At 59.5% G+C, this 17599-nt stretch carries 14 protein-coding genes; 8 read left to right on the top strand and 6 right to left on the bottom strand.

Annotated features, from left to right (window positions below; translation table 11 throughout):
* Positions 1 to 42: 42 nt before the first annotated feature.
* On the bottom strand, positions 43 to 942 hold the full coding sequence (locus AB4P96_RS02310) for a D-hexose-6-phosphate mutarotase (protein WP_170036670.1): 900 nt from the start codon (positions 940 to 942) through the stop codon (positions 43 to 45).
* Positions 943 to 1000: 58 nt separating this feature from the next.
* Entirely contained in the window at positions 1001 to 1405 is a 405-nt protein-coding gene (locus AB4P96_RS02315; RefSeq protein ID WP_003176975.1) for an acyl-CoA thioesterase, read from the bottom strand.
* A gap of 458 nt (positions 1406 to 1863) precedes the next feature.
* On the opposite strand from AB4P96_RS02315, the gene AB4P96_RS02320 reads away from it, so the two are divergent.
* Positions 1864 to 3153 (top strand): MFS transporter, encoded by a 1290-nt coding sequence (locus AB4P96_RS02320; protein WP_017135797.1) that lies wholly within the window; start codon positions 1864 to 1866, stop codon positions 3151 to 3153.
* 46 nt (positions 3154 to 3199) lie between these two features.
* Here AB4P96_RS02320 and AB4P96_RS02325 read toward each other — a convergent pair whose 3' ends face one another.
* Positions 3200 to 4369, bottom strand: coding sequence for an IS4 family transposase (locus AB4P96_RS02325; protein ID WP_099549335.1), 1170 nt, complete (start codon positions 4367 to 4369; stop codon positions 3200 to 3202).
* Between the two features lie 414 nt (positions 4370 to 4783).
* On the opposite strand from AB4P96_RS02325, the gene AB4P96_RS02330 reads away from it, so the two are divergent.
* From AB4P96_RS02330 to AB4P96_RS02360, 7 genes are all read left to right on the top strand, one after another.
* Entirely contained in the window at positions 4784 to 5770 is a 987-nt protein-coding gene (locus AB4P96_RS02330) for a phosphate ABC transporter substrate-binding protein PstS (RefSeq protein ID WP_017135798.1), read from the top strand.
* A gap of 521 nt (positions 5771 to 6291) precedes the next feature.
* A complete protein-coding gene (locus AB4P96_RS02335; RefSeq protein WP_236445649.1) occupies positions 6292 to 8325 on the top strand; it encodes an ABC transporter permease subunit in 2034 nt (677 codons plus the stop codon).
* Positions 8326 to 8340: 15 nt separating this feature from the next.
* Entirely contained in the window at positions 8341 to 10011 is a 1671-nt protein-coding gene (gene pstA / locus AB4P96_RS02340) for a phosphate ABC transporter permease PstA (RefSeq protein WP_017135800.1), read from the top strand.
* A 210-nt stretch (positions 10012 to 10221) separates the two neighbouring features.
* Positions 10222 to 11055, top strand: coding sequence for a phosphate ABC transporter ATP-binding protein PstB (gene pstB / locus AB4P96_RS02345; RefSeq protein WP_017135801.1), 834 nt, complete (start codon positions 10222 to 10224; stop codon positions 11053 to 11055).
* Between the two features lie 111 nt (positions 11056 to 11166).
* Positions 11167 to 11928 carry a phosphate signaling complex protein PhoU gene (gene phoU, locus AB4P96_RS02350; RefSeq protein ID WP_395600474.1) on the top strand — a complete coding sequence of 254 codons (762 nt, stop codon included), beginning with the start codon at positions 11167 to 11169 and terminating at the stop codon, positions 11926 to 11928.
* A 168-nt stretch (positions 11929 to 12096) separates the two neighbouring features.
* Positions 12097 to 12993 carry a response regulator gene (locus AB4P96_RS02355; protein WP_017135802.1) on the top strand — a complete coding sequence of 299 codons (897 nt, stop codon included), beginning with the start codon at positions 12097 to 12099 and terminating at the stop codon, positions 12991 to 12993.
* A 122-nt stretch (positions 12994 to 13115) separates the two neighbouring features.
* Positions 13116 to 13787: a peptidoglycan DD-metalloendopeptidase family protein gene (locus tag AB4P96_RS02360; RefSeq protein ID WP_017135803.1), complete on the top strand. Its 672-nt coding sequence runs from the start codon at positions 13116 to 13118 to the stop codon at positions 13785 to 13787.
* A 4-nt stretch (positions 13788 to 13791) separates the two neighbouring features.
* Here the strand turns inward: AB4P96_RS02360 and AB4P96_RS02365 are convergent, their stop codons facing one another.
* The 3 genes from AB4P96_RS02365 to phoB all read right to left on the bottom strand — a co-directional run bounded on the left by AB4P96_RS02365 (position 13792) and on the right by phoB (position 17459).
* A complete protein-coding gene (locus AB4P96_RS02365; RefSeq protein WP_017135804.1) occupies positions 13792 to 15132 on the bottom strand; it encodes a hemolysin family protein in 1341 nt (446 codons plus the stop codon).
* A gap of 269 nt (positions 15133 to 15401) precedes the next feature.
* Positions 15402 to 16688, bottom strand: coding sequence for a phosphate regulon sensor histidine kinase PhoR (phoR, locus tag AB4P96_RS02370; protein ID WP_178111008.1), 1287 nt, complete (start codon positions 16686 to 16688; stop codon positions 15402 to 15404).
* An 81-nt stretch (positions 16689 to 16769) separates the two neighbouring features.
* Entirely contained in the window at positions 16770 to 17459 is a 690-nt protein-coding gene (gene phoB / locus AB4P96_RS02375; protein ID WP_003195617.1) for a phosphate regulon transcriptional regulator PhoB, read from the bottom strand.
* Positions 17460 to 17599 lie beyond the last annotated feature (140 nt).

Raw genomic sequence — 17599 nt, forward strand, 5'->3', positions numbered from 1 at the left:
GCCAGCTCCCACACAAGCGTGCTCACACATGTTGATTGGTTTTTACAGGGCGATACTGTTGATGCTCACGCCCAAAGTATGGCTTTGACCCGGCGCCAAGCTCACCACATCATCCAGCACATTCGCCGTTTCGATGCACAGCATGCCCTGCCAGCCATCATCGGCCATGTCGTCAAACGCCTTGGCGCGTTCGGTCCATGGGTTCCAGATCACGGTCGAGCTCGAACCCTGGCTGGTGAGCTGAATGCGGCGCTGCCAATCCTTATCGACAATATCCAACTGCGCCGGAGTATCCAGGTAGATACGATCAGTCTCGGCACTGAAGTGCAGCAGGCCGGACTGCTTCTTCTCGGCCCAGCCATCGGCGGTGTCGATATACGCCAGCCCATCCAGCCCTTCGACCTGCACCTTGCGTACGTCACTCACGGCGAAGTAAGTGTGCAGCGCCTGGCTGAGGGTCACGGTGTCGGTGCCACGGTTGTGACTGGTCAGGCGAATATGCAGTTGATCGTCCAACAGCAGGCTCAGTGTCAGGTCGACCTGATGCGGCCAGCCGGGGAAGCCGCCCTCGGGAACCGGCAGCACCAAATCCACCCGTAGCGCCTGGCCTTCGAGTTCGCTCGCAGCCAACTCCCACTGTGCCGTGCGCACAAAACCATGGGCACCGGCCGGTTGCTCGCTCTGGCGCATTGCCTTGACGCTCTGCGGGTTGCGGTCAAACACGCCAAACCATGGCCAGCATACCGGCACGCCGGTACGGATGCCTTTGCCTTGCTTGAACACCGCCGCAGGGTTTGGCCATATCAGCGGCTGCTCGCCCTTGCGCTGGTAACTGAAGATGTGCGCGCCCTGTTGGGCCACCATCAATTCAGCGCCGTTGTGGCGAATGCGCCAGCAGTCCAGTTCGTCGATTTTTACGCTTTCAACGTGGGGCACAGGCATACGAAGCACTCTTTAATGGCAGGCAATGGGGCAATTGACCGTCAAAACCCGACGAGGTTTAACGCGCGCGCGACGGTACCGAGCGCGTGCGGCCGCTGCCATCGATGGCGACGAACACGAACACCGCCTCGGTAACTTTGCGCCATTCACTGGACAGCGGGTCGTCGCTCCACACTTCGACCATCATCTGGATCGAGCTACGGCCAATTTCCAGGGCTTGGGTATAGAAGGACAATTGCGCACCGACGGCGACCGGCACCAGAAAGGCCATGCGATCAATGGCCACGGTAGCCACGCGGCCGCCGGCGACCTTGCTGGCCATTGCCGTGCCTGCCAGGTCCATCTGCGCGACCAGCCAGCCGCCAAAAATATCGCCAAAACCATTGGTTTCACGTGGCAATGCGGTGATTTGCAGGGCGAGATCGCCTTGCGGGATAGGATCTTCTTGTTCGAGTTCGATCATGCCAAGGGTGCCTCTGACCCGTAACGCTTCATGGGTGTTTCAAGTGGATAGCCGTCTTCGGGAAAAACGTTTCAGCACCAACATACACCGCTCGATACGTTTCTCGTAAGGCGCACTAAAGGGAAACTCTGCCAAAACGGCTGGGTGGCACCCAACGACGTTTTGGCACAGCAGCCCCTCAAGACAGCGGGTTTGGCGCTTGCAAGGGCCGAGTATATCGAGACGCTGGCGCCGCGACGACCTCCCGGCGCTCATTTGGTCGGCAAATCGCGGCTGTTATGCGGCTTTTTCGCGCAACTGTGTTTCTGATTGCAGGGAAAGCGCACGAATGGGGAATATTTCGCCCATTTGAACTGTGATTCGGTAGACGCTGTGCTTTTTCAAACGATTTGCTATCTTGCCAAACCTGCCGCAAGTCCCGGGCTTGCTGTTCTGATTACTATAAGAGAAGCCTTGCCATGTCCTCCGTGCCCGCAAGCAGCGCGCAACCTTCGCGCCCGCTGACCCGCAACGACTACAAAACCCTTTCGCTGTCTGCCTTGGGCGGGGCGCTGGAATTCTACGACTTCATCATCTTCGTGTTTTTCGCTACCGTGGTCGGGAAGCTGTTTTTCCCCGTCGACATGCCCGAATGGCTGCGCATGATGCAGACCTTCGGCATCTTCGCCGCCGGTTACCTGGCACGCCCGCTGGGCGGCATCATCATGGCGCACTTCGGTGACCTGCTGGGCCGCAAGAAAATGTTCACCCTGAGCATCTTCATGATGGCCGTGCCGACCCTGATCATGGGCCTGCTGCCGACCTACGCACAGATCGGCCTGTGGGCGCCGCTGCTGTTGCTGCTGATGCGCGTCATCCAGGGCGCCGCCATTGGCGGCGAAGTACCTGGCGCCTGGGTGTTTGTCTCCGAACACGTGCCGCCGCGCCACATCGGCTATGCCTGCGGCACCCTGACCAGCGGCCTCACCGCCGGTATCCTGCTGGGTTCGCTGGTGGCTACCGCCATCAACACCCTCTATACCCCGGAGCAGGTCTCGGATTACGCGTGGCGTATCCCGTTCCTGCTGGGGGGGGTGTTCGGCCTGCTGTCGGTGTACTTGCGCCGTTGGCTGCACGAAACACCGATCTTCGCTGAGATGCAGCAGCGCAAAACCCTGGCTGCCGAGTTGCCATTGCGCGCGGTATTGCGTGACCACCGTGGCGCCATCGTGCTGTCGATGCTGTTGACGTGGTTGCTGTCGGCGGGTGTGGTTGTGGTCATCCTGATGACCCCGACCGTGCTGCAAACCGTCTACCACTTCAGCCCGACGGTTGCGCTGCAAGCCAACAGCCTGGCGATCGTTACGCTGAGCCTGGGCTGCATTGCGTCCGGCGCGCTGGCTGACCGTTTTGGTGCCGGTCGCGTTTTGGTCACCGGTTGCGCGTTGCTGCTGGCCACTTCCTGGACGCTGTATCACAGCCTGATGGCCCACCCGGACTGGTTGTTCCCGCTGTACGCGTTGACCGGCCTGTTTGTGGGCACCATCGGTGTAGTGCCTTACGTGATGGTGAAAGCATTCCCGCCAGTGGTGCGTTTCAGCGGTTTGTCGTTCTCCTATAACGTGGCCTACGCCGTATTTGGTGGTTTGACGCCACTGGCGGTATCGCTGCTGATGAAGGAAAGCCCGATGGGGCCTGCTTACTACGTGGCTGTCCTGTGTGTAATGGGGATGGCGGTGGGCGGCTACCTGTGGAAGCGCGGGCGCTGAATGATCGTTCCCACGCTCTGCGTCACTAGTGTCCGGTAAACATGTTTCATAGCTGAAGGCTGCCTTGGGCAGCCTTCAGCTTTTCTCGCTCCTGCCTTCGTCGATCCCTCAATTCTGGCGTCGCGGGCCGTTCGTGCAGGACATGAGATATGCGAACCGTCAGCTCAAACAACGAACCGGTAAATTCTGAGCGACGATGGTAAAGGTGCAATAACAAGTAGCTGATCAAGGCACTGTAAATCTGCAGACGCACGGCGTTTTCAGAGAATGCGTAGAAGCGTTTGAGTTTCAGATGTTGCTTGACCCACTTGAAAAACAGCTCGATCTTCCAGCGATCTTTATACAATCCCGCGATTTCTTCGGCTGATCTTACGAAGTCATTGGTCACCAGGATTAACGGCGTGGCATGTCCCTCGCGTTCTACCACCACGCGTCTTGCCGGCGTTTCTCGGTAGTCATTAAGACGCTTGCCGCCTAGATGCTTTTTTCCGAACAGGATGACTTCGTCGGTCATGACGGGGCTTTGCTCGGCTGCGATCGAGTGCTTGTGCAGCACTTTGATATTGGCGTTTTTTTTCAGGCGGGTGACGAAAAAGGCTCCTTTGGTCTGCAACTGGTGCCACCAGTTGTAATCGCAATATCCCTTGTCAAAGACATACGTCATGCCGACCTGAATCGGCATTTCCAGCGCATCGCTCAGGTCGTTGACGTTGGCAGGAGTGATGTTGACGTACACCGGGGCCAACTGCGCCAAATCTAGTCCGACATGTACTTTCAGGCCCTGCGTGATGCGGGTTTTCGTGGAGGCTGTCCAGTCATCAAAGTGAGGTCCGCGCAAAGTGATTGACGTGGAATCAAGCAGGCTAATCATGGCACCGACTTCTTTGCGCTGTTGGCGGCTGATGCCGCTCAACAGCAATTGGCAAAGATCCTGGAATGGCCGGTAGTTTCGCTTGTTCAAAGCATCTGACAGGGTCGATCGGGCGACGGGCCCCGCTTTAAGATGGTAACTATGCGGACTTAGCGTTTCGGAAAAAGTGGCCAAGGACCGCAGGCTTAAGGCTTGGGTTATATGGCCGCTGACCAGTGTCACCAGCAATTGCCAGCTCGTGCAGCGTTTGACGTAGCGATCAGCCTGGTGCTTTTCGGTGGATTGCCGAAAGAACTGGCGCGGGATCGCACTGAGTAGGTGGGCTAAACGGGTACTGGTAAACATGGGTCAAAATCGAGTCTGAAAAATCCGATTATGACTGACAGTCGCGAACAACAAGGGGGAGCAAGCTCCCCCTTTGGTTTTTACCGGACACTAGTGACGCTCTGCGTGGGAATGCCGGCCTGGACGCTCTGCGTCCGCTTTTGAAGGTCGTGACGCAGAGCGTCACTGGATGCGTTCCCACGCAGAGCGTGGGAACGATCAATGCCAGCAACGATTACAGAGTGTTTCCGAAACATTGCTCCAGCCGCCTAAACCTCCTCGCAAGCCCCGGATTTATTGCACTTCCCCCTTCCTGTCAGGTTTTTCATAAATACTGGCCTTTCATCTAATTGTCATATTCCAGACATAGAGTGTTCACACGGCCTACCGATACTTGGCCCCGATCCAACTATCCCTATCTGCTAGGAGCAAGGCATGAAACTGAAACGTTTGATGGCGGCAATGACTTTTGTCGCTGCTGGCGTTGCGACCGCCAACGCGGTGGCCGCTGGTGTTGATCCGGCAATCCCGGCTTACGTTAAGACCACTGGTGTGTCGGGCAACTTGTCCAGCGTCGGTTCCGATACCTTGGCTAACCTGATGACCCTGTGGGCCGAGGGTTACAAAAAGGAATACCCGAACGTCAACATCCAGATTCAGGCTGCCGGCTCCGCCACTGCACCTCCTGCGCTGACTGAAGGCACCTCCAACCTGGGCCCGATGAGCCGCAAGATGAAGGACACCGAACTGGCGGCCTTCGAGCAGAAGTACGGCTACAAGCCAACCGCTATCCCGGTTGCCGTGGATGCCCTGGCTGTGTTTGTGCACAAGGACAACCCGATCCAGCACCTGACCATGGAACAAGTCGACGCGATCTTCTCCTCGACTCGTCTGTGCGGCGCTAAAGCCGATGTTAAAACCTGGGGCGACCTGGGTGTGACCGGCGACCTGGCCAACAAGCCGGTTCAGTTGTTTGGTCGTAACTCGGTATCCGGCACCTACGGCTACTTCAAAGAAGAAGCCCTGTGCAAAGGCGACTACAAGCCAAACGTGAACGAACAACCAGGCTCGGCTTCGGTCGTGCAGTCGATCAGCTCCTCGCTGAACGGCATCGGTTACTCGGGCATCGGCTACAAAACTGCTAGCGTGAAGACCGTGGCCCTGGCCAAGAAAGGCAGCACTGACTTCATCGAAGACAGCGAAGAAAACGCCCTGAACGGTAAATACCCGCTGTCGCGTTTCCTCTACGTGTACGTCAACAAAGCCCCGAACAAGCCTCTGGCCCCGCTGGAAGCTGAGTTCGTGAAACTGGTTCTGTCCAAACAGGGCCAGGAAGTAGTAGTGAAAGACGGTTACATCCCACTGCCAGCCAAAGTTGCCGCCAAGGCACTGGCTGACCTGGGCCTGAAAGAAGGCAACTAAGCCTGCAATACCGGTGTAGCAGCGGGCCCTGTGGAAGCGGGCTTGCTGTGGCGAGGGAGCTTGCTCCCGTTCGACTGCGTAGCAGTCGCAAGCCTTGGGGGCGCTTCGCCCCCCAGCGCAAGCAAGCTTGCTCGCCACAGTAACCCCTTACTCTTCAAGCCCGTCTACACCTCTAATTCTTTAATCCGCTGCCAGCCCTGCTACGCGGCGGATTTCTTGCGTCACTGCATTGTCATCTTTCTGTCATACAGGATCGCTAGGGTGTGCGCATGAATGATCTGGCCAATTCCACCATGACGACGACTTCTCCCCCCAAGCGTATTGATTTCAATACGCCTGAGCTGCAACGCAAGCGCCGCATTCGCGCGCTCAAAGATCGCCTGACCCGTTGGTATGTGTTGATCGGCGGCCTCGCCGTGCTCGGCGCAATTACCCTGATCTTCTTCTTCCTGGCTTATGTCGTTGCACCTTTGTTCCAAGGTGCTTCGCTGACCAAGGAAGACGCGCTGACACCCGCCTGGATGCAGGACGCCGGCAAGCCGTTGATGATCTCCCTCGAAGAACAGAACCAAGTTGCCATGCGGGTTTCCGACAAGGGCCAGGCGCTGTTCTTTGATGTGAGCACCGGTGCCGAGCTCAAACGTGTCGACCTGCCTTTGCCTGCTGGCGCCACTGTGGTCTCGATCGGCAAAGACCAGCCAGGCAGCCCGTTGGTGATCCTCGGTTTGTCCAATGGCCAGTCCCTGGTGTTCCGCCACACTTATAAAGTGTCGTACCCGGACGGCAAAAAGACCATTACGCCGGCCATTGAATACCCCTACGGCGAAACGCCCATCGTCCTCGACGAGCAGGGCCGCCCGCTGGAGCACGTCGCCCTCAACGCCACTGACTCGTCGCTGGTGGTTGCAGGTTCCGCGGGTTCGTACTTGAACGTACTGAGCCTGAGCCGCGAAGAAAACATGATGACCGGTGAAGTCACCAGCGAGCAGAAGCGTATCGAGCTGCCGCAAATGACCGAACCGGTGAAGGCAATCTTCATCGACCCACGCCAGCAGTGGTTGTATGTGATCAACGGTCGTGCGCTCGCCGATGTGTTCAGCCTGCGCGACAAGAGCCTCAACGGTCGTTACAAACTGCTGGAAGACGGCAACGCCGAAATCACTGCCAGCACCCAGCTGGTGGGCGGTATCTCGCTGATCGTCGGTAACTCCAAGGGCGGCCTGGCCCAATGGTTCATGGCCCGTGACCCGGACGGCGAGCAACGCCTGAAGCAGATCCGCACCTTCCAGATGGGCACCGCGCCAATCGTTGAAATCACCGCCGAGGAGCGTCGCAAAGGCTTCACCGCCCTGGACGCATCCGGCAAGTTCGGCGTGTTCCACAGTACCGCGCACCGCACGCTGCTGGTCGATCCGGTGGTGGATGGTCAAGGCCTGTTCGGCATGTCGCCACGCGCCAACCGCGTGATCGTCGAAGCCGGCGGCAAGCTGCAACCGCTGCTGCTCGACAACCCGCACCCGGAAGTGTCCTGGAGCGCGCTGTGGAGCAAGGTCTGGTACGAAAACTACGACGAGCCTAAATACGTCTGGCAATCGACCGCCGCCAACACCGACTTCGAACCCAAAATGAGTTTGGCCCCGCTGACCTTCGGTACCCTGAAGGCTGCGTTCTACGCCATGTTGCTGGCGGCGCCACTGGCAGTTGCCGCGGCAATCTACACCGCTTACTTCATGGCCCCGAGCCTGCGCCGCAAGGTCAAGCCGGTGATCGAACTGATGGAAGCGATGCCGACGGTGATCCTCGGCTTCTTCGCCGGCCTGTTCCTGGCGCCTTATGTGGAAGGGCACTTGCCGGGGATTTTCAGCCTGCTGATGTTGCTGCCGATTGGCATCCTGGTCGCCGGGTTTGTCTTCAGCCGCCTGCCTGAATCGCTGCGCCTGCGCGTTCCGGATGGTTGGGAAAGTGCGATCCTGATTCCGGTGATCCTGTTTGTGGGCTGGCTCTCGCTGTACATGAGCCCATACCTGGAGACCTGGTTCTTTGGCGGCGACATGCGCATGTGGATCTCCCACGACCTGGGCATCACCTACGACCAGCGCAACGCCCTGGTCGTCGGTCTGGCCATGGGTTTTGCGGTGATCCCGAACATCTACTCCATCGCCGAAGACGCCGTGTTCAGCGTGCCACGCGGCCTCACCCTGGGCTCATTGGCCCTGGGCGCCACGCCATGGCAGACCATGACCCGCGTGGTGATCCTGACCGCGAGCCCGGGCATCTTCTCCGCACTGATGATCGGCATGGGCCGCGCAGTGGGTGAAACCATGATCGTGCTGATGGCCACCGGCAACACCCCGGTGATGGAGATGAACCTGTTCGAAGGCCTGCGCACATTGGCGGCCAACGTTGCGGTGGAGATGCCTGAGTCGGAAGTCGGTGGCAGTCACTACCGCGTGCTGTTCCTCTCGGCGCTGGTGCTGCTGCTGTTCACCTTCATCATGAACACCCTCGCCGAGCTGATCCGTCAGCGTCTGCGCAAGAAATACTCGTCGCTTTAAGAAAGGTAGAAGTCTGTGAAACAGAACTCCCTGAATGGATGGTTCAAGAGCGGCGCCCCCGGCGTCTGGATCAGCGGTGGCGCGGTGTCCATCGCGGTCATCATGACCATTGGTTTGCTGGCCGTGATTGCCGTGCGTGGTCTGGGCCACTTCTGGCCGGCCGACCTGATCCAGGCCAACTACAGCGTGCCTGGCCAGGAAAACCATATCGTCATCGGCGAAGTGGTGCAGAAGGAAGAAGTGCCGCGCGAGCGCCTGAAAAGCGCGGGCCTGCCGGTGCCGGACCAAGGCCCGGAATTCATGACCCGCGAGCTGATCAAGGTCGGTAACCGCGACTTGAATGGCAACGACTTCACCTGGATCGTCGGCGAGTGGTTGAAAGACCAGACCACCCCGAAGAACCTGATGGCCATCGAGCGTCGTGAGTGGGGCAACTTCTACGGCACCCTGGTCAACGTCAAGCAAGATGGCAAGGTGATCGCCGAAGGCGAAGCCGCATGGCCGGAGCTGCAAGCCCGCGTCGATCGCGTGAACAAGTTGGCGGCCCAGCTCAAGAGCCTTGAGAAAACCGACATCGGCGCGATCAACGCTGGCCTGGAACGCATCCGCCTGCACGGGCGCAAGCTGGAGCTGGAAGGCAAGCTCGACGCTGCCGCCCAGGCCGACATGGACTCCGGCCGCGCCGAGCTGAATGCCCGTTACCAGGACATCGAAGCGCGCCTGGCCGACCTGCACACCCAGTTCAACCGCGACAGCCTGACGGCCCGCGACGGCAACGGCAAAGAAATCGAAATCGGCATCGGCAAAGTGGTGCACGCCTACCAGCCGAACGCCATGGGCACCCTGACCAAGGTGGGTTTCTACTTCAGCAAGGTCTGGGAATTCTTGAGCGACGACCCACGGGAAGCCAACACCGAAGGCGGGATCTTCCCGGCCATCTTCGGCACCGTGATGATGACCCTGATCATGGCGATGATCGTGACCCCGTTCGGCGTGCTGGCGGCGGTGTACCTGCGTGAATACGCCAAACAGAACACCCTGACCCGCATTATCCGTATCGCGGTGAACAACCTGGCCGGCGTACCGGCCATCGTTTACGGCGTGTTCGGCCTGGGCTTCTTTGTGTATGTACTGGGTGGCTCGGTCGACCGTTTGTTCTTCGCTGAAGCTCTGCCGGCGCCGACCTTCGGTACGCCTGGCCTGCTGTGGGCTTCGCTGACCCTGGCGCTGCTGGCGGTGCCGGTGGTGATCGTGGCCACCGAAGAAGGCCTGGCGCGGATTCCTCGTACCGTGCGTGAGGGTTCCCTGGCACTCGGCGCAACCAAGGCGGAAACGCTGTGGAAGATTGTGCTGCCGATGGCCAGCCCGGCGATGATGACCGGCATGATCCTCGCCGTGGCCCGTGCCGCCGGTGAAGTGGCGCCGCTGATGCTGGTGGGTGTGGTGAAACTGGCACCGTCGCTGCCGCTGGATGGCAACTACCCGTACCTGCACCTTGACCAGAAGATCATGCACCTGGGCTTCCATATTTATGACGTTGGCTTCCAGAGCCCCAACGTCGAAGCCGCACGACCGCTGGTATACGCCACCGCCTTGCTGCTGGTGCTGGTGATCGCCACGCTCAACCTGTCGGCGGTGTGGATTCGTAACCACCTGCGCGAAAAATACAAGGCGCTGGACAGCTAAAGCGATCCCCTGTGGGGCCGGCTTGTGTGGGAGCTGGCTTGCCTGCGATAGCATCATCGCGGTGTGGCTGACACACCGCGGTGCCTGCATCGCGGGCAAGCCCAGCTCCCACACAAGCCAGCTCCTCAAGGGTCCAGAGACAGACACAGATTTTTGAGTAAACCGCCCCGGCGGTTCAACCAAACGAATTGGTAGCACAGGGAGCATCCCATGCAACATGAAACCCATACCCACGGCATCAACATGTCGGCCCTGGGTCGCGACAAGCAGAGCCTGAGCCTGGCCCAGGAAACCGTGGCCATCGAAGTTCCGGGCCTGAGCCTGTACTACGGTGAAAAGCAGGCGCTGTTCGACGTCAGCATGAACATCCCCAAGCAGCGCGTGACCGCCTTTATCGGCCCGTCCGGCTGCGGCAAGTCCACGCTGCTGCGCACCTTCAACCGCATGAACGACCTGGTTGACGGTTGCCGCGTAGAAGGCGCGATCAACCTGTACGGCACTAACATCTACCGCAAGGGCGAAGACGTGGCCGAGCTGCGCCGCCGCGTGGGCATGGTGTTCCAGAAGCCGAACCCGTTCCCCAAGACCATCTACGAAAACGTGGTGTATGGCCTGCGCATCCAGGGCATCAACAAAAAACGCATCCTCGACGAAGCCGTTGAGTGGGCCTTGAAAGGCGCGGCGCTGTGGGACGAGGTTAAAGACCGCCTGCACGACTCGGCACTCGGCCTGTCCGGCGGCCAGCAGCAGCGTCTGGTGATCGCCCGCACCATCGCCGTGGAGCCGGAAGTGTTGCTGCTCGACGAACCCTGCTCGGCACTCGACCCGATCTCGACGCTGAAAGTCGAAGAGCTTATCTACGAACTCAAGTCCAAGTTCACCATCGTCATCGTGACCCACAACATGCAACAGGCGGCGCGGGTTTCCGACTACACCGCGTTCATGTACATGGGCAAGCTGGTGGAGTTCGGCGACACCGACACCTTGTTCACCAACCCGGCGAAGAAGCAGACCGAAGACTACATCACCGGTCGTTACGGCTAGCCCCAGCTGCAAGCCGCAAGTTTCAAGCGGCAAGTGGAAGCAGTTTGATCAACGACACACATCAGCTTGCAGCTTGTAGCTTGCGGCTTACAGCTTTTGCGGAGCAAACCCATGATTAGCAAAGAAGGCCTTACCCACCACATCTCCGCGCAGTTCAACGCCGAGCTTGAGGAGGTGCGCAGCCACCTCCTGGCGATGGGCGGGCTGGTGGAGAAGCAAGTCAACGATGCCGTTACTGCGTTGATCGAGGCCGACTCTGGCCTGGCCCAGCAAGTGCGCGAGATTGATGACCAGATCAATCAGATGGAACGCAATATCGATGAAGAATGCCTGCGCATTCTGGCCCGTCGCCAACCGGCGGCCTCCGACCTGCGTTTGATCATCAGCATCTCCAAGTCGGTAATCGATTTGGAGCGCATCGGCGACGAAGCCACCAAAATCGCCCGCCGCGCTATCCAGCTGTGCGAAGAAGGCGAGGCGCCACGCGGTTACGTGGAAGTGCGCCACATCGGTGACCAAGTGCGCAATATGGTGCGCGATGCGCTGGACGCGTTCGCCCGCTTCGACGCCGAATTGGCGTTGTCGGTGGCGCAATACGACAAGACCATCGACCGCGAATACAAGACCGCACTGCGCGAGCTGGCCACCTACATGATGGAAGACCCGCGCTCTATCTCGCGGGTCTTGAACATCATCTGGGTATTGCGTTCCCTGGAACGGATCGGCGACCACGCGCGCAATATCTCGGAATTGGTGATTTACCTGGTGCGCGGCACCGACGTGCGGCACATGGGCCTCAAGCGCATGAAAGCCGAAGTTGAAGGCACGGTCGATCAAATCCCTAATGTTCCGGGCGAAACTGACGATAAGTAAGGTTGCCCGAGACATTAACGCCCGGCCTTTGGTCGGGCGTTTTCGTTTGTGGCATCTGAATTTATTTGCGCAGCAGGAGCAATAAGTCCTTCTGTGACCAGCGAGTTTTGGCAAAATGCCATCAGTCAGGCGTTTTGCATGCCGAAGTTTTAATAGGATGAAGGGTCGATGAGTAAAGTCAGTGTATTGGTGGTGGACGACGCCTCGTTTATCCGCGATTTGGTGAAGAAGTGCCTGCGCAACTACTTCCCAGGCATCAAGATTGAAGACGCGGTAAACGGCAAAAAGGCGCAATCCATCCTGATGCGTGAGACCTTCGACCTGGTGCTGTGCGACTGGGAAATGCCTGAGATGTCTGGTCTTGAGCTGTTGACCTGGTGCCGTGAACAAGCCCATCTCAAAGCCATGCCGTTCGTGATGGTGACCAGCCGTGGCGACAAGGAAAACGTTGTGCAGGCGATCCAGGCCGGGGTTTCCGGTTACGTCAGTAAGCCGTTCACCAACGAGCAACTGCTGAACAAGGTCAAGCAGGCTTTGCACAAGATCGGCCGTCTCGACGCCCTTATCGCCAGCGCGCCGACCAAGATGAACTCGGCCTTCGGCAACGACTCTCTCAATGCCTTGACCGGCGGCAAGCCCGAGGCGGCCAAACCGGCGCCGATAGCTGCGCCGAGCAAAGGCCTGCTCAACAGCCAACCGGTGCAAGCGCCTGCTGCCTCGCCTGCCGGCGGTCGCGGCCAGGGCCAACTGCGGTTGTCCAGCGGCAACCAGCAATGTGTGATCAAGGCGCTGAGCATCAAGGAAGCGCTGCTGGTGGTCCGTCGCGGTGAAGTGCTGCCCCAGGTGCTGGAAAGCGCCGTGCTCGACCTTGAGCAAGGCGAAAACGCCGAAGTTGCGCGCCTCAACGGCTACCTGCACGCCATCGTCGCCTATGAGCCACGGCCTGACAGCGACTGGCTGCAACTGACCTTCCGGTTTATTGACCAGGATGCGCAGAAGCTCGACTACATCTCCCGCCTGATCGCGCGCGGTACGGCGCAGAAGCATTTTGTGCCGGGTGCGTGAGCTACAGAGCAACACTTAACCAGTGTGGGGCTTGCCCGCTCCACAGTTGATCTTCTGTGCTTCACGCAGTGTTGTCATCAACCCTTGTTAGCCTGCCGAACAGTCATCCCGGCAGGTACGTCATGTTCATTCGCCTAGTCCTGTTCTGTGGGCTGGCCACGGTTTGCACTTCGACCCTGGCCATGACCCTCTACAAAACCACCGATGCCAATGGCGTGGTGTCTTTCAGCGACCGGCAAACGCCGGGCGCCCAGGCATTTATGATGCAGGAGCGCCGGGTGGAACGGACCAAACGGCCGGTGCTGGATATGCCCACATCAAGTTATCCACAGCAAGCCTATCGCTATCCTTTGCCTTGGCGTGGTGGGCCGTTTCGCTTGACCCAAGGCCCTAACGGCAGCTTCAGCCACACCGACGCCAAGAGCCGCTACGCCATGGACATCGCCATGCCCGAAGGCACACCAATCATTGCGGCGCGTAGCGGGATGGTGGTGAAGACCGAAAATAACCAGGCCGGGCGCGGTAATGACGCGTCCGGGAATTTCGTGCGCATACGCCACGATGACGGCACCGAGGGCGTGTATTTGCACCTCAAGCAAGGTTCGGTCAGCGTAAGGGCAGGGCAGCGTGTGGTGGTGGGAAGCCCACTGGCGTTGTCGGGCAATACCGGCAACAGCAGCGGGCCGCATCTGCATTTTGTGGTGCAGAAGGCTTCCGAGGCCGGGCTGGTTTCGATTCCGTATGAGTTCAACCAGCCGCTTGGCAAATTGCCCAACTTTGCGTTGGGCAATTGAGGCGTCAATCCAGCAGCAACACCTTGGCCAGGACGATCTTCGGCCCTTTCATCTTCTTGATGATGATGCGCAAGCCTTCAACTTCCAGCACTTCTTCCTCTTCCGGCACGCGTTTCAACGTGTCGTAGATCAAGCCGGCCAGGGTTTCGGCTTCGATGTGGTCCAGGTCCACGCCCAGCAGGCGCTCCACCTTGAACAGCGGCGTGTCGCCACGCACCAGCAGTTTGCCTGGCTGGTAGGCGAGGATGCCGCGCTCGGCCTTGCGGTGTTCGTCCTGGATATCGCCGACCAGCACTTCCAGCACGTCTTCCATGGTCAGGTAGCCGATGACTTTGCCGTCGGCTTCTTCCACCAGGGCAAAGTGCGCGCCGCCTTTGCGGAACTGCTCCAGCAGCTGTGAAAGCGGCATGTGCCGCGAGACACGCTCCAGCGGGCGGGTCAGCTCGGCCAGGTTGAACGACTCGGGGATGTGGTCCAGGGCAGCCAGTTCCAGCAGCAGGTCCTTGATGTGCAGCAAGCCGACAAACTCGTTGCGATCAGCGTCATACACCGGGTAACGGCTGAATTTGTGGCGGCGGAACAACGCGAGGATTTCCTTGAGCGGGGCGTTGAAGTCCAGGGTCACCAGGTCTTCGCGGGAGTTGGCCCAGTCCACCACTTCCAGCTCGCCCATTTCCACGGCCGAAGCCAGTACGCGCATGCCTTGGTCGCTTGGATCCTGGCCACGGCTGGAGTGCAGGATCAGCTTGAGTTCTTCGCGGCTGTAATGGTGCTCATGGTGCGGGCCGGGCTCGCCTTGGCCGGCGATACGCAAGATGGCGTTGGCGCTGGCGTTGAGCAGGTAGATCGCCGGGTACATGGCCCAGTAGAACAGGTACAGCGGCACCGCCGTCCACAGCGACAGCAGCTCGGGTTTGCGAATTGCCCAGGACTTGGGGGCCAATTCACCGACCACGATGTGCAGGTAGGAAATCACGAAGAAGGCGGCAAAAAACGACACGCCTTTGATCACTTCAGGCGATTGCACGCCGATGGCGCCCAGCAATGGCTCGAGGATGTGCGCAAAGGCCGGCTCACCGACCCAGCCCAGGCCCAGGGAGGCGAGGGTAATACCCAATTGGCAGGCCGACAGATAGGCGTCGAGCTGACTGTGGACGGTGCGCAGGATCTGCCCGCGCCAGCCGTTCTTGTGGGCGATGGCCTCGACCCGGGTGGCGCGCAGTTTGACCATGGCAAATTCCGCCGCAACGAAGAAACCGTTGAGCAGTACCAGGATCAGTGCAAAAAGAATCATGCCGAAATCGGCGAAGAGTGTAGCGAGGGTGATACCAGGGGAAGGGTCCATGATGGGGTTTTGCAGGTTCCGTGTGTTCAATAAGGGGTGACAGACAGGCCTGAAAGGCAGGCGCAAGTCGGCCAATGTAGCGGCTGACGGGGCGCTTGCCTAGTGCCCGCTGCCGGGCGGAGCCTGGAAAGCCTTCTGCCAAACCATGCAAATCCAATGTAGGAGCTGGCTTGCCTGCGATAGCGGCCTGCCAGTTGAGTTGATTTCAGCTGACCCACCGCCATCGCAGGCAAGCCAGCTCCCACACTTAGATTTACGTTGTTTTCGGGTTATTCATCTGTGCCGATCACCCGCGAGCGGGTCATCTGCGCCGGTGGGAAATGGCAGGTAAAGGTGCTGCCATGCCCCAGCACGCTGCTGATCTCCAACCGTGCGCGGTGGCGCAACAGCACGTGTTTGACGATCGCCAGGCCCAGCCCGGTGCCGCCGGTGTTGGAGTTGCGGCTGGAATCGACGCGGTAGAAGCGTTCGGTCAGGCGCGGCAGGTGCTTGGCGTCGATACCGATGCCGGAGTCCTGCACGCTCAAGTGCGCGCCGTGCTCGTCGCTCCACCAGCGGATGCGGATATTGCCCTTGTCCTGGGTGTACTTCACGGCGTTGAACACCAGGTTGGAAAACGCGCTGCGCAACTCACCTTCGCTGCCTTTGAGCAATACCTGCGGGTCGGCCTCCAGGGTGATCTGTTGCCCGCGCTCGCCGGAAAGCGCCTGGGCGTCATTCTTGATGGTCTGCAGCAGGCTTTGCACCGCCACCGGATGGTTGTCCGACGGGTAATCGGTGGCTTCCAGCTTGGCCAGCAACAGCAGGTCATTGAGCAGGGTTTGCATGCGTGAGCCCTGCTGCTGCATCTGCTGCAGGGCACGGCTCCAGCGCGGGTTGATCTCGTCGACGTTGTCCAGCAGCGTCTCCAGGTAGCCGCAGATCACCGTCAACGGTGTGCGCAGTTCGTGGGAGACGTTGGCGACGAAGTCTTTGCGCATCTGTTCCAACTGGTGAATGCGCGTTACGTCGCGCACCAGCATCAGGTGCTCGTTGTTGCCATAACGCGTCAGGTACAGCTGGATGCGCACGCGGTCATTGGTAGGCGAGGGGATTTCCAGCGCTTCTTCGTAGTTCTCCTGTTCGAAGTACTCCTTGAAGCGCGGGTGGCGCACCAGGTTGGTCACCGGCTGACCGCTGTCCTGGGGCGTCTTGAGGCCCAGCAAGGTCTCGGCAGCGCGGTTCCACCACTCCAGGTTGCCGTCGCTGTCGAGCATGATCACCGCGTCTTTGAGCGCAGCGGTAGACTCCTGCACCCGGTCGATCACCGCCTGCAGGCGCCCGCGAACCCTTTGGTCGCGGCGTTGCAGGTGGTAGATGCTGTCGAACACTTCGCCCCACAGGCCGTAGCCGTCGGGTGGTGCTTCGTCGGGTTTGTGCTGGCGCAGCCATTCATGCAGGCGCAGCAATTGTTTGAGGGTCCAGCCCAGGTACAGGCCGATACCAACGGCCAGGCTCCAACCGTAATAACCGCTGATCAAACCCACCACCAAGCAACCGGTGATCAACAGAAGCATGTGGCGAATCAGGGTGCCATGCCAGTTCTGGTTCACTTAAACATGCGTCCTTGTCAGCTGTTAAGGAAAGGAAGGGCCGGCTCAACCTTTGGTGGAAAAGCGATAGCCGGTGCCGCGCACGGTTTGTACCAGATTCTCGTAGGCATCGCCCAAGGCTTTGCGCAGGCGGCGGATATGCACGTCAACCGTGCGCTCCTCCACATACACATTGCCGCCCCACACCTGGTCCAGCAATTGCCCACGGGTATAGGCGCGCTCCTGGTGGGTCATGAAAAATTGCAGCAGGCGGTATTCGGTCGGCCCCATCTCGGCCGGCTTGCCGTCGATGGTCACGCGGTGGCTGATCGGGTCCAGGATCAGCCCGTCGACTTCGATCGGCGCTTCGCCATCGGTAGGGCCGGCACGGCGCAGTACGGCCTTCAGGCGCGCTACCAGCTCACGTGGGGAAAACGGCTTGGTGATGTAGTCATCAGCGCCGACTTCCAGGCCCTGGATCTTGTTGTCCTCTTCACCCTTGGCGGTGAGCATGATGATCGGGATATCCCCGGTCAGCTCGTCACGCTTGAGGCGACGGGCCAGTTCGATGCCGGAGGTGCCGGGCAGCATCCAGTCCAGCAGGATCAGGTCCGGCTTGCGGTCGACGATAATGGCATGGGCCTGCTGGGAGTTCTCCGCCTCCAGGCAGTCATAGCCGGCCATTTCCAACGCAACGGCGATCATCTCGCGAATGGGCGCTTCGTCGTCAACGATCAGAATGCTCCTGCCAACCATGCTCAAAATCCTCTTGTCATTTAACTGTCTTGCGCCGCATTAGATAACGGAATTATTGCAGTCGTGTGACAGTAATTTAGACGATCGGGCAATTCACGGCACTCTGGACTACCCTTTGGGTCCGAATCCTGACAACCACA

It is taken from the genome of Pseudomonas sp. B19125 (assembly GCF_044218855.1).
In the GTDB taxonomy this organism is placed as follows: domain Bacteria; phylum Pseudomonadota; class Gammaproteobacteria; order Pseudomonadales; family Pseudomonadaceae; genus Aquipseudomonas; species Aquipseudomonas edaphica.

Bases quoted from the DNA above. Each gene is read 5' to 3' on its own strand.
- AB4P96_RS02315 (WP_003176975.1), bottom strand. From the start codon at position 1,405: ATGATCGAACTCGAACAAGAAGATCCTATCCCGCAAGGCGATCTCGCC.
- AB4P96_RS02310 (WP_170036670.1), bottom strand. From the start codon at position 942: ATGCCTGTGCCCCACGTTGAAAGCGTAAAAATCGACGAACTGGACTGC.
- AB4P96_RS02330 (WP_017135798.1), top strand. From the start codon at position 4,784: ATGAAACTGAAACGTTTGATGGCGGCAATGACTTTTGTCGCTGCTGGC.
- AB4P96_RS02355 (WP_017135802.1), top strand. From the start codon at position 12,097: ATGAGTAAAGTCAGTGTATTGGTGGTGGACGACGCCTCGTTTATCCGC.
- AB4P96_RS02325 (WP_099549335.1), bottom strand. From the start codon at position 4,369: ATGTTTACCAGTACCCGTTTAGCCCACCTACTCAGTGCGATCCCGCGC.
- phoU (WP_395600474.1), top strand. From the start codon at position 11,167: ATGATTAGCAAAGAAGGCCTTACCCACCACATCTCCGCGCAGTTCAAC.
- AB4P96_RS02320 (WP_017135797.1), top strand. From the start codon at position 1,864: ATGTCCTCCGTGCCCGCAAGCAGCGCGCAACCTTCGCGCCCGCTGACC.
- AB4P96_RS02335 (WP_236445649.1), top strand. From the start codon at position 6,292: ATGCAGGACGCCGGCAAGCCGTTGATGATCTCCCTCGAAGAACAGAAC.
- pstB (WP_017135801.1), top strand. From the start codon at position 10,222: ATGCAACATGAAACCCATACCCACGGCATCAACATGTCGGCCCTGGGT.
- phoB (WP_003195617.1), bottom strand. From the start codon at position 17,459: ATGGTTGGCAGGAGCATTCTGATCGTTGACGACGAAGCGCCCATTCGC.
- AB4P96_RS02360 (WP_017135803.1), top strand. From the start codon at position 13,116: ATGTTCATTCGCCTAGTCCTGTTCTGTGGGCTGGCCACGGTTTGCACT.
- AB4P96_RS02365 (WP_017135804.1), bottom strand. From the start codon at position 15,132: ATGGACCCTTCCCCTGGTATCACCCTCGCTACACTCTTCGCCGATTTC.
- phoR (WP_178111008.1), bottom strand. From the start codon at position 16,688: ATGCTTCTGTTGATCACCGGTTGCTTGGTGGTGGGTTTGATCAGCGGT.